The following is a 13,870-nucleotide window of genomic DNA, read 5'->3' as shown; positions in this document are numbered from 1 at the left end:
GGCGCAAGCCGCCCGGAGGGCTTTGCTGGAGGTTACGGGCGGGCGGCCCCGTACCCCTCCCCCACGACGACATCGGGCCCGCCCCCGTAGGGGCGGGCCCGATGTCGTCGTGAGTCGGCGCGCGTTCAGCCCTGTACGCGAACCAAGTCCGCCTGAGGCCCCTTCTGGCCCTGCGAAATCTCGAACTCGACCCGCTGACCTTCCTCCAGGGTGCGGTAGCCATCCATCTGGATCGCGCTGTAGTGCACGAAGACATCCGCACCACCGTCGACCGCGATGAAGCCGTACCCCTTCTCCGCGTTGAACCACTTGACGGTGCCCTGAGCCATCCCTAACTCCCCTATTACTGGCCCTTGCACAGGACCGCACTCCGCGGACCCGGGTCAGACCTCACCCTTGACATTCCCCCGACCTTCGGCATGGGGAACCCAGGGGTGTGCGCCGGAACGCGTCGACCGCGGCTGAATGTATCTGCCCAGATGCCGTCTGCAACAGGTCAATTGGACGAGAATTCTGGGCATGGCTCATCGGTATTTTCCTGCATTTTCCCAAGAATTCAGGGCAACTCGGGCCGGGCATAGCGGACCAACGCGACAATTTTCCATGCCAGTTCTGGCAGATGTTGTCGCGTTCTCATATGCGTTCGGCATACGGCCCAAGCGGAAACGCCACAACTGTACCGCGCTCAACCACACGGAATGACCCCCTCCGCTTCTCTCACGGAGGGGGTCATTCCAATAACGCAAGGTTGCTGCGGAAACAGCGCTGTCACTCAGCAGCCACCGGCCACCGCAGGGATGATCGAGACACCCGCACCGTCCGGCGTCGGCGTCTGGAGCCCATCGGCGAAGCGCACATCGTCGTCGTTCACGTAGACGTTCACGAAGCGGCGCAGCTTGCCGGCGTCGTCCAGGACGCGGGCCGCGATCCCAGCGTGGTTCTTCTCCAGGTCCGCGATGACCTCGGCGAGGGTCGCGCCCTCGGCGGTCACCTCGGCCTGGCCGCCGGTGTAGGTGCGCAGGATGGTCGGGATACGGACGTTGACGCTCATGCGAGGCCAGCCTCTCGGAACGAGTCAAGGTTGGGGCGGATGATCGCGGACGGGCCCGTGGTGGGAGCCACCGCGTCCAGGGTCTTCAGGCCGTCACCGGTGTTGATGACGACGGTCTCTTCGGCCGGGTCGAGCTGACCCGTCTCGATCAACTTGCGCAGCACGCCCACCGTCACACCGCCCGCGGTCTCCGCGAAGATGCCCTCGGTGCGGGCCAGCAGCTTGATGCCGTCGACGACCTGCTCGTCGGTGACGTCCTCGACCGCGCCACCGCTCCGGCGGCAGATGTCCAGGACGTACGGACCGTCGGCCGGGTTGCCGATGGCCAGCGACTTGGCGATCGTGTCCGGCTTCACAGGCCGTACGACGTCGTGGCCGTCCTTGAAGGCGCGGGAGACCGGCGAGCAGCCCTCGGCCTGAGCGCCGTAGACCTTGTACGGCTTGTCCTCGACCAGGCCCAGCTTGATCAGCTCCTGCAGACCCTTGTCGATCTTCGTGAGCTGGGAGCCGGAGGCGATCGGTATGAGGATGTTGTCCGGCAGCCGCCAGCCGAGCTGCTCACCGATCTCGTACGCCAGGGTCTTGGAGCCCTCGGCGTAGTACGGGCGCAGGTTGACGTTGGTGAAGCCCCAGCCCTCGCCGATCGGGTCGCCGATCAGCTCGGAGCAGAACCGGTTCACATCGTCGTACGTGCCCTCGATGCCGACCAGGTCGCCGCCGTACACCGCGGCCATGACGACCTTGCCCGCCTCCAGGTCGTGCGGGATGAACACACAGGAGCGGAATCCGGCGCGGCGGGCGGCTGCCCCCACCGCGCCGGCCAGGTTGCCCGTGGAGGAGCAGGACAGGGTGGTGAAGCCGAAGGCGCGGGCCGCCTCGACGGCGATCGCGACAACGCGGTCCTTGAAGGAGTGCGTCGGGTTGCCGGAGTCGTCCTTGACGTGCAGGCCGCCGGTGACGCCGAGCTCACGCGCGAGGTTGTCGGCCTTGACCAGCTTGGTGAAGCCCGGGTTCAGGTTCGGCTTCCCGGCGACATCCGCGGGGACCGGCAGCAGGGGCGCATAGCGCCAGATGTTGTTCGGGCCGGCCGCGATCCGCTGTTTCAGACCCTCTGGATCGCTGCTCGGCAGCTCGTACGCCACTTCGAGCGGCCCGAAACATGCCGCGCAGGCGAAGATCGGGCCGAGAGGAAAGCGCTCGCCGCACTCGCGACAGGACAACGCCACCGCGGGCCCGAGGTCTACGGTGGTGTCGGTGGTGCTTGCAACGGTCTGCACAGCCATGGAGGCGAGGCCCTTTCTCCTCATCTTCCCCGTGACGTACTTCGCCACGAGCCGGAATTGGCACCTTCCCTAGCCGGGAGCCTCGCTGCGCGAGACCGACTGGAGGGTTGCCGGGGCTTCAACGGGCCGTTCCCTCTGCCCCTCTGGATGAGCGGTATGGCTCCGAGTGGGTACTCGGGCATTTGTCCTTGTCACGACCTCCGACATGCGAAGGTCATGTGCGTTGTTCAAGACTGTAACCGAAGGCCCCGACAGTTGAGATAGTCGTCCGAACCTCGAGATGGATCATACCTGGCTGGCACAGTCACCAGGGAACCCAGGGAGACAAGCACGTGCTGGAAGAGGTCGAGCACTGGCTGAGCCGCCGGTCCTGGTCGGCTGACGACCGGCCGTTGGACCGGCTCCTCGCCGCCAAGCGCGCCACGGTCAGCGTCGTGCTGCCCGCGCTCAACGAGGAGGCCACGGTCGGCGAGATCGTCGCCGCGATACGCCGTGACCTGATGGAGGCCGTGCCGCTCATCGACGAGCTGGTCGTCATGGACTCCGGCTCCACCGACCGCACCGCCGCGGTGGCCGCCGAGGCGGGCGCGCGCGTCGTGCACCGGGACGACGTCCTGCCCCGGGTTCCCGCGCTGCCCGGCAAGGGCGAGGTGCTGTGGCGGTCCCTGCTGGTCACCAGCGGCGACATCGTCGCCTTCGTTGACGCAGACCTTCAGGACTTCTCCTCCCGCTTCGTCTCGGGGATTGTCGGGCCGCTGCTGACCGATACGGACATCCAGCTGGTCAAGGCGATGTACGACCGGCCGATCGGCACCAGCTCCGAGCAGGGCGGCCGCGTCACCGAACTGGTCGCACGGCCCCTGCTGAATCTGCACTGGCCTCAGCTGGCCGGTTTCGTCCAGCCATTGGGCGGCGAGTACGCGGCCCGCCGCTCGCTGCTGGAGCGGTTGCCCTTCCCCATCGGCTACGGCGTGGAGCTGGGCACGCTCGTCGACGCGCTCGAGCTGGCCGGGCTCGACGCACTCGCACAGGTCGACGTGGGGGTCAGGCGCCACCGCAACCAGGACGGGCAGGCACTGGGCCGAATGGCCGCGACGATCTACCGCACGGCGCAGGCGCGGCTGGCCCGCGGGCATCTCGTACGGCCCGTGCTCACCCAGTTCGACCGGGTCAACGGCGTCTTCGCCCCGCGCGTGCACATGGTGACCTCGGAGGAGCGGCCGCCGATGGTCACGGTTCCCGAGTACCGCTCCCGCGGGCAAGCCGACCAGGGACAGGTGGCCTGATATGCGCGCTGCCGTACGTTTGAGCGGTTCTACGGCGGGCTAAGCTCGCGGCATGGCCGCTGCTGCGAACGCCGTCCAGGAAGCCGGGGAAGCCCAGATCCTCGTCGCGTCGAACCGCGGGCCGGTCTCGTACACCCTGCACCCGGACAGCACGCTCACCGCCCGGCGCGGTGGCGGTGGGCTGGTCTCCGGTCTGAGCGCCATCGGCCCGGATAGCGGCTCGGTGTGGGTGTGCGCGGCGCTGGGCGAGGGCGACCAGGAGGCCGTACGGCGTACGGGCGGGGTACTCGATCCGGCCGACACGGGCGGGCGCCGGGTACGCATGCTCGGCATCGAGCCGGAGGTCTTCGGCGCCGCCTACAACGGCATCGCGAACTCCGTGCTGTGGTTCGTCCACCACCTGCTCTACCAGACCCCGCTGGAGCCGGTCTTCGACGCGGACTTCCGCCGCCAGTGGGCCGCCTACGAGGCGTACAACGCGGCGTTCGCCGATGCGCTCGCGGAAGAGGCCGCGCCGGGCGCCGCCGTCCTGGTGCAGGACTACCACCTGTGTCTGGTGCCCGGGATGCTGCGCGAGCGCCGGCCGGACCTGCGCATCGGACACTTCTCGCACACGCCGTGGGCACCCGCCGACTACTTCCGGCTGCTGCCCGACGACATCGCCGCGCAGCTGATCCGGGGCATGCTGGGCGCGGACCGGGCGGGCTTCCTCACTCACCGCTGGGCCCGGGCGTTCATGAGCTGCTGCCAGGAGGTACTCCCCGACCACTGCTTCCCCGACTGGACCAAGGAGCCCTCGCCGGCCGTCGAGCACAGCCTCAACGGCGAGGCGCCCCGGCGCACCACCGAGATCGGGGTGCACGGGCTCGGCGCCGACGCGGACTTCCTGCGGGAGCGTGGGCACCGGCCGGATGTGGACGAGCGGCTGGCGGCGCTGCGGGAGCAGGTCGGCGGGGCCGACCGCAAGGTGATCGTTCGAGTGGACCGCACGGAGCTGTCGAAGAACATCGTCCGCGGTCTTCTCGCCTACCGGCAGCTGCTCACCGACCGCCCCGAGTGGCGCGGCCGCGTGGTACACATCGCCTTCGCCTACCCCTCGCGGCAGGACCTCGCGGTCTACCGCGAGTACACGGCGCGGGTGCGGCAGGTCGCCGAGCAGATCAACGCGGACTTCGGCAGGGAGGGCTGGCAGCCGGTCGTCCTGCACGTCAAGGACGACTTCGCCCGCTCCCTCGCCGCCTACCGACTGGCGGACGTGGCCCTGGTCAACCCCATCCGCGACGGCATGAACCTGGTCGCCAAGGAGGTCCCGGTGGTCTCCGAGCGCGGCTGCGCGCTGGTGCTGTCGCGGGAGGCGGGGGCGTATGAGGACCTGGGCGAGGACGCGATCGTGGTGAATCCGTACGACGTGACGGCGACGGCGCAGGCGCTGCACGAGGCGCTGTCGATGCCGGACAGCGTGCGCGCGGAGCGCAGCAAACGGCTGGCCGCGGCGGCGACGGCGCTCCCACCGCAACAGTGGTTCCTGGACCAACTACGGGCCCTTACGGGCTGACCGTCGCCCCTCCGGGGGGTCCCGGGTGACTGGCGCCGGCCCCCAAACGACCACCGGCCACGCCCCCGAAACGAACCCCGACTGACCAGCACCGGCCCCCAAACGACCACCGGCCACGCCCCCGAAACGAACCCCGACTGACCAGCACCGGCCCCCAAACGACCACCGGCCACGTCCCCGAAACGAACCCCGGGTGACTGGCGCCGGCCCCCAAACGACCACCGGCCACGTCCCCGAAACGGACCCCGGGTGACTGGCGCCGGTGCCGGGGCCTCCGGGGTGGGGGTCCTGGACTGCGCGCCCTCGGGCCTGGCGGCCCTGGACACGCTTTTACGTCCAGGACCCCCACCCCTACGACCCCGCCACCTCCCGTCCATACCCGGCCGCCGCCCCACGTCCGAGAACCCCAGAGGCGTGCCTTCACGTCCAGGGCCGTCGCTTCCCGTGGTGCGTCAGCGGACTGCCGCCCTGCCCTACACCCTCGCCGCAGGCATGCTTCGCGCCCAAGGCCCCATCCCCACGGCTACATCCCGGCCCCTGTCCCCACGGCTCCGCCTACCTAATGGGCGCTGGGCGCCCCGCCTGCCCTAGTGGGACTCCGAGGGAGGCGGAAGCGCATCGGCGAGGGCGTTGAGCAAGGCCACCACACCAGATGGGCCGTCGACCACGAGGTCGGCGCGTTGGGCCAGTTCGTCGGCTCCCTCTCCGGAGGCGGCCGCGCTGCACACCAGCACCGAAGGCAGACCGTTCGACCGGAGCTTCTCCAGCACGCTGAAAGCCGCCAGGTCACCGAGGTCGTCGCCGGCGTAAAGCACGGCCGATGCGCCGCCCGTCTCCTCCAGGTACCTCTCCAGCGCGACGCCCTTGTCCACACCTGGCGGGCGCAGCTCGAGGACGAGACGGCCGGGCTCGACGATCAACCCATGACGGTCGGCCAGCTCCTGCAGTGGCCCACGCAGCTGCTCGAACGCGGCCTGCGGCTCCTCGGCACGGCGGGTGTGGACGGCGACCGAGCGGCCCTTGTCCTCGAGGTATGTACCGCGCCAGGCGCCGTTCCGTTCGAGCACCCCGGGCAGCTCGGCGCGCACGGCAGCCACGCCCGGGTGTGGCTCGGGGGCCCGTACGGTGCCGGTGGCCGCGTCCCAGCGCTCGGCGCCGTAGTGGCCCAGCACGACCAGGTGTTCCAGGCCGGGTACACCAGCGAAGCCGCCGATCCGGACGGCTACCCCGGCGGGGCGGCCCGTGACCACCACGACCGAGCCGACCCGCGGCGCCAGACGGGTCAGTGCCGGCAGGACGCCGGGGTGGGGGCGGGCCTGGTCCGGATCGGGAACGATCGGGGCGAGGGTGCCGTCGAAATCGAGCGCCACCACGGCTCGCTCGGGCCGTTGCAGCATCGCGGCCAGGCCCTCGCGTCCGGCAGGGGTCACGGGTGTCGGCAGGGAGTCCTGGGAGCCCATGCGCCGAACCCTACCGGCCCCCGCCCACCCACGGGAGCAGACGTCATCGGATGCTCAAAAGGCGGTCAGGCCGCCCGGAACCCCGGTAACCGCTGGTTTGAGGGACGCACGGCGGGTTTCGGACTACGCCGGGGAAACGGGGGGCGCTGGGCCGCACGGGATACACCGAAGTCGTAGAGACAGGGCCAGGACTCGAGGGCATGCCTCCGGCGGAGTCGTGGCGGGGGCGATAGCCCGACACGGACGCGAGGCGACGGGGCCACGGGCACGCGACCCTGGCCGTAAAGGCATACCTCCGGCGGAGTCGTGCGGCGGGGGGCGATAGCCGGGCACGGACGGGGAGGTGACGGGGTCGTAGGGGTGGGGGTCCTGGACGTAAAAGTGTGTCCAGGGCCGCCAGGCCCGAGGGCGCGCAGTCCAGGACCCCCACCCCGGAGGCCCCGGCACCGGCACCAGCCACCCAGCAACCGCTCCCGGGAAACCGAGGCGGCAGCCGGGCACACGCTGGCACCGCCCACCGGCGACCGCTCCCGGGAAACCGAGGCGGCAGCCGGGCACACACCCGCACCACCCACCCGAGGAGCCCGCCCCCGGCAAAACCGAGACGGCAGCCGGACACACACCCGCACCACCCACCCGAGGAGCCCGCCCCCGGCAAAACCGAGACGGCAGCCGGACACGCACCCGCACCACCCACCCGAGGAGCCCGCCCCCGGCAAAACCGAGGCGGCAGCCGGACACGCTCCCGCACCACCCACCCGAGGAGCCCGCCCCCGGCAAAACCGAGACGGCAGCCGGACACGCACCAGCGACCACCACGCGCCCACGGCGCGCGGCCAACGCGCGGCCAACGCGCGCCCAGCCGCGTGGAACGGCCTCGCCGGCGAGGCGACCGGCTACCGGCGGGAGCGCCGCGCGTCCCGGATGCGGCGCAGCCGGTTGATGGTCACCGGGTCGTGGGCCAGGGCGCGTGGGTCGTCGAGCAGGGCGTTGAGGAGCTGGTAGTAGCGGGTCGGGGAGATGCCCAGCTGCTCCCGTATGGCCCGCTCCTTGGCTCCCGGCCCGCTCCACCCGCGGCGCTCCACGGCGAGTACGGCCATGTCCCGTTCGGACAGTTCCGTAGTCGGCCGTTCCTCCTCGGGCGAGTCGCCACGCGCGTCGCCGTGCTGCCCTTCCGCCATGCCGCCCAACCTACTGGGACGCACTTTCGGTGGCCTCTGCTTCGCGCTGCAGCTGCCCCAGCACGCTCGCCGGGTCGCCGCCGCGCTCCACGGCCGAGCCGATCGAGTCCTTCAGGTGCACCACAAGCGAGCCCCAGGAGCGCTTGTTCACCGGATAGAACTCGGCGGTCGGCTGCCGGTCGAGGAACGCCCAGAGCTTCTTGTGCCGCTTGTCGGCGCGCATCGCCTCGGCCGCGGAGGTCGTGACGGGCAGCAGGTCGTACTGGTCGGCGAACCGCAGAACGTTCTTCTTTCGGTAGGCGAAGTCGAGGAACTTGCCGACCGCCGTCCGGTGGCCGCGCCGCTTGAAGGCCATCATCCAGTCGGCGACGCCGGTGGTCGCGTTGGCCTGGCCGTCCCTGCCGGGCAGCGGCGCCATGCCGTACTTCACACCTTGGGCATCGGCGTCCTTCATGAGCGTCGAGTGGCCGTTGAGCATGCCGACCTCGCCACGGGTGAAGGCGTTGAAGACGTCCTGACGGTCGGTCTTCGACGGCTGCGGATTGGTGAGCCCCTTGCCCACCAGTTCGTCGCGCAGCCAGGTGAACGTGCGGACGTTCTGCGGCGAGTCGACGGTGTAGCTGCCGACCTTGTCCGTGTAGCCGCCTCCTCCGCTGAGCATCCAGTTCAGGGTCTCGGCCTGCGGCTCTTCCGGGCCGAGCGGCAGCCCGTACGGGATCTTCACGCCTACCCGCTTCAGGGCCTCGGCGTCCTGCCGCAGTTCGGCCCAGGTCCGCGGCGGCGCGGTGATGCCGGCCCGGGCGAACAGGGTCTTGTTGTAGAAGAGCACGCGGGTGCTGGAGACGAACGGCAGGCCGTACTGCACGCGGTGCACTTCGCCCGCCTTGAAGAGGGCGGGGAGGAAGTCGGCCTGGGTGGGTATGGAGAGGACCTGGTCGGCGCTGTAGAGCAGGCCCTGGTCGGCGTAGTCGGCGTACGAGCCGATCTGGGCGATGTCGGGGGCGTCGCCGCGCTCGACCATAGCGGCGACCTCCTTGTCGACGACGTTCCAGTTGTAGACGTTGACGTCGACGGTGACGCCGGGGTTCTGGTCTTCGAACTCCCTGGCCAGTTTCTCCCAGTAGGCCCGGGAGCTGTTGCCGGGTCCGTCGCCGTAGTCGGCCGCGACGAGCTTGAGCGTCACGTCGCCTCCGCCGTCGATGGGGCCGGTGCTCCCGCAGGCGGAGAGAGTCAGTGCCATGGTCGCCGCGACGCCTGTTGCCAGGGCCCCCAAATACCGCCGCTGCAATGCCATTGCCCACCCTTTGCGTGTCGCTCGTAGACGCCGAACGCACTTGGCCCGGCGGGGGCGCGCGAGTCTCATCGCGCGCCCCCCAAGGTCTACACCACGCTGCGTCTCACTTCCGCATCGTCCCCCCATCACCATGATCACGAACGAATGGACTAGACCTCTCATGGTGTATCGCGCGAGACTGTGACCGTGAGACACGTCATCGCCCTCGATGTGGGCGGCACCGGGATGAAAGCCGCCCTGGTAGGGGCGGACGGCGTACTGCTGCATGAAGCGCGGCGGCCGACCGGGCGGGGGCGGGGACCCGACGCCGTCGTGGCGTCGATACTCGCGTTCGCCGCCGAGTTGCGTGACCTCGGCGCACGGCGGTTCGGGGAGCCCGCCTGCGCGGCCGGCGTCGCCGTGCCCGGCATCGTCGACGAATCCACCGGCACCGCCGTCTACGCCGCCAATCTCGGCTGGCGCGACGTGCCGTTGCGTGCTCAGCTGTCCGAGCGGCTCGCCGGCGTCCCGGTCGCGCTCGGCCATGACGTACGCACCGGCGGCCTCGCCGAGGGCCGGATCGGCGCGGGGAGGGGCAGCGACCGGTTCCTGTTCCTGCCGCTCGGCACCGGCATTGCCGGGGCCATCGGCATCGACGGCCGCATCGAGGCGGGGGCCCACGGCTGCGCCGGCGAGATCGGCCACATCGTCGTACGGCCCGGCGGCCCGGCCTGCGGCTGCGGCCAGTCGGGCTGCCTGGAGACGCTCGCCTCCGCCTCCGCCGTCTCCCGTGCCTGGGCGGCGGCCAGCGGCGCCCCGGAAGCCGGCGCCGCCGACTGCGCCAAGGCCGTCGAGTCCGGGGATCCGCGGGCGCAAGCCGTGTGGCAGCAGGCGATCGAGGCCCTCGCCGACGGACTGATCACCGGCCTCACTCTGCTGGACCCGCGCACGGTGATCATCGGTGGCGGGCTGGCGGAAGCCGGGGAAACGTTGTTCTCGCCGCTGCGCACCGCAGTTGAGGACCGGATCACCTTCCAGCAAGCCCCCCACATCGTCCCGGCGGCCCTCGGGGACACCGCCGGCTGCCTGGGCGCCGGTCTGCTCGCCTGGGATCTTCTCTCCGCGGAGGTAACCGCCTGATGGTGGCAGTCAAGGTTCTCACCGGCGCCCGCGTGGTGCTGCCGACCGGCGTCGTCGAGGACGGCCGCCTGGCCGTCGCCGGCAGGGTGATCGCGCGGTGGCGGGAGACGTGGACCGGCATCGAAGTGCCAGGCGCCCAGGTTCTCGACCTGTCCGGCCACTGGGTCGTCCCCGGCTTCGTCGACATGCACGTCCACGGCGGCGGTGGGGCGTCGTTCTCCGCCGGAACGGCCGAGCAGGCCCTCCAGGTCGCCGGGACCCACCGGCTCCACGGCACCACCACCATGGTCGCCTCCACCGTCACCGGAGACCTGCGCCATCTGGCCCACCAGGCCTCCGCCCTCTCCGAGCTGGTCGAACAGGGCGATCTCGCGGGCATCCACTTCGAGGGCCCGTTCATCGCGCCGAGCCGCTGCGGCGCGCACGAGCCGTCGCTGCTGCGCGACCCCGACCCCGCGGACGTACGGAAGCTGATCGACGCGGCGCGCGGCACGGCGAAGATGATGACGCTCGCGCCGGAGCTGCCCGGCGGGCTGGACTCGGTACGGCTGCTCGCCGACCACGGTGTGATCGCGGCCATCGGCCACACCGACTCGACATACGACGCGACGCAGGAGGCGATCGAGGCGGGCGCGACCGTGGCCACCCATCTGTTCAACGCCATGCCCGGGTTGCAGCACCGGGCTCCTGGGCCGGTCGCGGCTCTGCTGGAGGACGAGCGGGTGACCGTCGAGCTGATCAACGACGGTGCGCATCTGCATCCGGCCGTCCTGGAGCTGGCCTTCCACCGGGCGGGCGCGGACCGCGTGGCCCTCATCACGGACGCGATGGGGGCGGCTGGGATGGGCGACGGGCAGTACCCGCTCGGTCCGATGGAGGTCGAGGTCAAGGACGGCGTCGCCCGCCTGGCCGAGAACGGCAGCCTCGCGGGCTCCACGCTCACCCTCGACACGGCCTTCCGACGCGCCGTGACGGTCGACAGGCTGCCGGTCGAGCAGGTGGTCCAGGCGCTCTCGGCGAACCCGGCCCGGCTGCTGGGCGTGGCCGACCGGGTCGGCTCGCTGGAGCCGGGCAAGGACGCGGATCTGGTCGTACTCGACGGGGAGTTCCGCGTGACGGGTGTCATGCGGAAGGGAGAATGGGTGGTTTCCCCCCAACTCAGCTAAGAATCGGGGGAGTTCTCCGCCCACCCGCCCTCAAACAGGGCGGGTGGGCGGGAATCGCGCGCCGTAGGCACACAAGGGCCGCGCCCCGCGTGGCAGGGGCGTCGGCGGGGAAGTGCGGGTATCCCCCGGGAGAGGCCGCAGGGGTGCGGGGAGGCATCGCGGGAGATAACAGTGGGGGTACGGGGGGTCGCCACCCGGGAGCCAGCAATGGCATGATCGCTCGCGCGCTCGGACGCCGAACACGCGCATCCACTCACCACCGCAGACCGACCAGCGCCGCATGCCCGGAGGAGGGGGAACCGTGATCCTCACGGTCACGCTCAACACCGCCCTCGACATCACCTACCGCGTGCCGAAACTCGGCGTCCACGCCACCAACCGCGTCTCCGAGGTCGTCCAACGCCCCGGCGGCAAAGGCCTCAACGTCGCCCGCGTCCTGGCGGCCCTCGGCCACCGCACCGTCGTCACCGGCTTCGCGGGCGGCGCGACGGGCGCGGTCCTGCGCGAGCAGCTCACGGCGTACGACGGTGTCGTCGACGCGCTCACGCCGATCGCCCGCGCAACCCGCCGCACGATTGGTGTCGTCGACGACGCGTCAGGCGACACCACCCAGTTCAACGAGCCCGGCCCGGAGATCGGCCCGGCCGAGTGGTCGGCCTTCTTCACCACCTACGCCGAGCAGCTCCGCAGCGCCGAGGCCGTGGCGCTGTGCGGCAGCCTCGCACCGGGGCTGCCCGTCGGCACCTACGCCCGGCTCATCCGCGAAGCGCACGCCGCGGGCGTTCCCACGCTGCTGGACACCAGCGGCGAACCGCTGCGCCGCGGCATCGCCGCCCGCCCCGACCTGGTGAAGCCGAACGCCCACGAGCTTGCGGGCCTCACCGGCTCCACCGAGCCGCTGCGTGCCGCGCGCGACGCCCGCCGCCGCGGCGCCCGCGCGGTCGCGGCCTCGCTCGGCCCGGCCGGGATACTCGTGGTGACGGCGGACGGCAGCTGGCAGGCCGGGCCGCCGCGCCGTCTGACGGGCAATCCGACCGGGGCCGGCGACTCGGCGGTGGCGGGCCTGCTCTCCGGCCTCGCCGAGGGCCTGCCCTGGCCGGACCGCCTGGCCCGCGCCGTGGCCCTGTCGGCGGCGACCGTACTGGCCCCGGTCGCGGGCGAGTTCGACCGGGCGGCGTACGAGGAGCTGCTGCCGCGGATAGAGGTTACCGACGGCCCTGTCGCGGCCTGACCGCTTCCTGGCCCGCTGTCAGCCCTTCGTGAGCCAGACCTGGTCGAGGTTGACGTCGCACTGGTTGCCTGCCTCGCAGGACAGCTTGATCGTGTTGGTGGCCTTGGTGAGGGTCACGTACTGCCAGGTCTTCGTCCAGCCCTTCGCCCAGTCACCCTGCGGGGCGCCGGCGAAGTTCTTCATGTTCAGCGGCCGGTTGTCCGCCTTGCCGTTGACGGTCAGGGTGAGGTTGGCGTCCGTACCGGGAACGCCGTAGCCCACGTACAGCTTGTACTGACCGGGCTCGTCCACGTCCACACTCCAGGTCGCGGCCGCGCCAGGGGTGTTCATCCCGCCGACGTACACGCCGTTGCCACTGCGCGCGCCCTGGATGTCCTTGGCCGTGACGGCGCCGCCGTCCAGGCGCAGGCTCGCCGCGTCCTCCTTGGGCAGCTCGGCGTTCGCCTTCTGGGTGGGCTCCTGGGTGGGTTCGTCGTTCCCGCCGGCGGTGGCCGCCGCGGACTTCCCGGCCTGGCTCGGCTGACCGCCGCCCTGGTCACCGCCGTTGGTCAGCATCGCCGCGGTGATGCCTATGATCACCACCGCGACGACCGAGATCGCGCCGATGAGCAGGCCCTTGTTGTTGGGGCCGCGCCCCCCGCCGTGTGCACTACGGCCGTGGCCGACCGGGGCGGGGCGGGTCGGGGGGCCGCCGGGGAGGGTCTCGGGAGCGGCGTAGTGCGCGTTGGCCTGTGCCGTCGGCTGCTGCGGGGCGCCCTGGCCGTAGCGGCGCTCTCCGACCCGTGTGACCTGGTTGTAGGAGGTACGGGGGACGCCACGCCGCTGCACTGGCGCGCCACCGTTCGCCGCGCCACCGTCGCCGCCCTCCGAGCGGTAGAGGTAGGCGAACGGGTCCTCGTTCTCAGGCGTGCCCGCGCCGTTGTTGCCGGCCGTCATCCCGTGTCACTCCCCAACTCGTCTCAGACCACGGCGCTCGATGATCCAGCGCCTGGACAGCTCCTACCAGGGCCGGGGCGGCCTTAACAGTGCCTGCGCTGTCCAGATGGCCAATGTTCATGATCGATTCACTCTCGGCGGCTCCCCTGGCTGCCTCTCAGCCAACGCTGAGGATCCCCCAGGAGTGCCCCCTACCGATCGACCGAGCGTACCCGCTCGCCCCATGAGCCGGTCCATGCCTGCCGACATATGGCGCTCCGCCTTGGCTCCCGCCGGGCCGCCAGGGCCTGCCCCGCGGACCCACCGCG

12 protein-coding genes and 1 riboswitch are annotated in these 13,870 nt (G+C 71.1%); of the genes, 5 read left to right on the top strand and 7 right to left on the bottom strand.

Translation table 11 applies throughout. The features are described from left to right. Positions 1 to 125: 125 nt before the first annotated feature. From ACY34J_RS04260 to thrC, 3 genes are all read right to left on the bottom strand, one after another. Complete coding sequence (locus tag ACY34J_RS04260; RefSeq protein WP_462725117.1) at positions 126 to 329, bottom strand: cold-shock protein; 204 nt, start codon at positions 327 to 329, stop codon at positions 126 to 128. A 443-nt stretch (positions 330 to 772) separates the two neighbouring features. Continuing rightward, a complete protein-coding gene (locus ACY34J_RS04255) occupies positions 773 to 1,051 on the bottom strand; it encodes a MoaD/ThiS family protein (RefSeq protein ID WP_462725116.1) in 279 nt (92 codons plus the stop codon). Further along, entirely contained in the window at positions 1,048 to 2,334 is a 1,287-nt protein-coding gene (gene thrC, locus ACY34J_RS04250) for a threonine synthase (protein ID WP_462725115.1), read from the bottom strand. The genes ACY34J_RS04255 and thrC overlap by 4 nt, the downstream gene beginning before the upstream one ends. Before the next feature lie 17 nt (positions 2,335 to 2,351). Further along, positions 2,352 to 2,488, bottom strand: a riboswitch (SAM riboswitch). Between the two features lie 178 nt (positions 2,489 to 2,666). Here thrC and ACY34J_RS04245 point away from each other — a divergent pair. Then, positions 2,667 to 3,620 carry a glucosyl-3-phosphoglycerate synthase gene (locus tag ACY34J_RS04245; protein WP_462725114.1) on the top strand — a complete coding sequence of 318 codons (954 nt, stop codon included), beginning with the start codon at positions 2,667 to 2,669 and terminating at the stop codon, positions 3,618 to 3,620. A 52-nt stretch (positions 3,621 to 3,672) separates the two neighbouring features. Beyond that, positions 3,673 to 5,175 carry an alpha,alpha-trehalose-phosphate synthase (UDP-forming) gene (locus tag ACY34J_RS04240; protein ID WP_462725113.1) on the top strand — a complete coding sequence of 501 codons (1,503 nt, stop codon included), beginning with the start codon at positions 3,673 to 3,675 and terminating at the stop codon, positions 5,173 to 5,175. 587 nt (positions 5,176 to 5,762) lie between these two features. Here the strand turns inward: ACY34J_RS04240 and otsB are convergent. The 3 genes from otsB to ACY34J_RS04225 form a co-directional block, all read right to left on the bottom strand. Further along, positions 5,763 to 6,635 carry a trehalose-phosphatase gene (gene otsB / locus ACY34J_RS04235; protein ID WP_462725112.1) on the bottom strand — a complete coding sequence of 291 codons (873 nt, stop codon included), beginning with the start codon at positions 6,633 to 6,635 and terminating at the stop codon, positions 5,763 to 5,765. A gap of 896 nt (positions 6,636 to 7,531) precedes the next feature. Further along, positions 7,532 to 7,816 (bottom strand): DUF3263 domain-containing protein, encoded by a 285-nt coding sequence (locus ACY34J_RS04230; protein WP_462725111.1) that lies wholly within the window; start codon positions 7,814 to 7,816, stop codon positions 7,532 to 7,534. A 10-nt stretch (positions 7,817 to 7,826) separates the two neighbouring features. After that, positions 7,827 to 9,056 carry an ABC transporter substrate-binding protein gene (locus ACY34J_RS04225; protein ID WP_462725110.1) on the bottom strand — a complete coding sequence of 410 codons (1,230 nt, stop codon included), beginning with the start codon at positions 9,054 to 9,056 and terminating at the stop codon, positions 7,827 to 7,829. A 240-nt stretch (positions 9,057 to 9,296) separates the two neighbouring features. On the opposite strand from ACY34J_RS04225, the gene ACY34J_RS04220 reads away from it, so the two are divergent. The 3 genes from ACY34J_RS04220 (at position 9,297) to ACY34J_RS04210 (ending at position 12,626) form a co-directional block, all read left to right on the top strand. After that, positions 9,297 to 10,229, top strand: coding sequence for an ROK family protein (locus ACY34J_RS04220; RefSeq protein WP_462725109.1), 933 nt, complete (start codon positions 9,297 to 9,299; stop codon positions 10,227 to 10,229). After that, positions 10,229 to 11,395 carry an N-acetylglucosamine-6-phosphate deacetylase gene (gene nagA / locus ACY34J_RS04215; RefSeq protein ID WP_462725108.1) on the top strand — a complete coding sequence of 389 codons (1,167 nt, stop codon included), beginning with the start codon at positions 10,229 to 10,231 and terminating at the stop codon, positions 11,393 to 11,395. The genes ACY34J_RS04220 and nagA overlap by 1 nt, the downstream gene beginning before the upstream one ends. A gap of 301 nt (positions 11,396 to 11,696) precedes the next feature. Beyond that, on the top strand, positions 11,697 to 12,626 hold the full coding sequence (locus ACY34J_RS04210; protein WP_462725107.1) for a 1-phosphofructokinase family hexose kinase: 930 nt from the start codon (positions 11,697 to 11,699) through the stop codon (positions 12,624 to 12,626). An 18-nt stretch (positions 12,627 to 12,644) separates the two neighbouring features. On the opposite strand, the gene ACY34J_RS04205 is transcribed toward ACY34J_RS04210, so the two are convergent. Continuing rightward, complete coding sequence (locus ACY34J_RS04205) at positions 12,645 to 13,562, bottom strand: CBM35 domain-containing protein (RefSeq protein WP_462725106.1); 918 nt, start codon at positions 13,560 to 13,562, stop codon at positions 12,645 to 12,647. Positions 13,563 to 13,870 lie beyond the last annotated feature (308 nt).

It is taken from the genome of Streptomyces sp. HSS9-12, from assembly GCF_054963655.1.
This window is presented reverse-complemented; position numbering and strand designations above follow the sequence as displayed.

Excerpts from the sequence above, each read along its gene's own strand:
- ACY34J_RS04255 (WP_462725116.1), bottom strand. The coding sequence starts at position 1,051 with ATGAGCGTCAACGTCCGTATCCCGACCATCCTGCGCACCTACACCGGC.
- otsB (WP_462725112.1), bottom strand. The coding sequence starts at position 6,635 with ATGGGCTCCCAGGACTCCCTGCCGACACCCGTGACCCCTGCCGGACGC.
- nagA (WP_462725108.1), top strand. The coding sequence starts at position 10,229 with ATGGTGGCAGTCAAGGTTCTCACCGGCGCCCGCGTGGTGCTGCCGACC.
- thrC (WP_462725115.1), bottom strand. The coding sequence starts at position 2,334 with ATGGCTGTGCAGACCGTTGCAAGCACCACCGACACCACCGTAGACCTC.
- ACY34J_RS04205 (WP_462725106.1), bottom strand. The coding sequence starts at position 13,562 with ATGACGGCCGGCAACAACGGCGCGGGCACGCCTGAGAACGAGGACCCG.
- ACY34J_RS04240 (WP_462725113.1), top strand. The coding sequence starts at position 3,673 with ATGGCCGCTGCTGCGAACGCCGTCCAGGAAGCCGGGGAAGCCCAGATC.
- ACY34J_RS04230 (WP_462725111.1), bottom strand. The coding sequence starts at position 7,816 with ATGGCGGAAGGGCAGCACGGCGACGCGCGTGGCGACTCGCCCGAGGAG.
- ACY34J_RS04260 (WP_462725117.1), bottom strand. The coding sequence starts at position 329 with ATGGCTCAGGGCACCGTCAAGTGGTTCAACGCGGAGAAGGGGTACGGC.
- ACY34J_RS04225 (WP_462725110.1), bottom strand. The coding sequence starts at position 9,056 with ATGGCACTGACTCTCTCCGCCTGCGGGAGCACCGGCCCCATCGACGGC.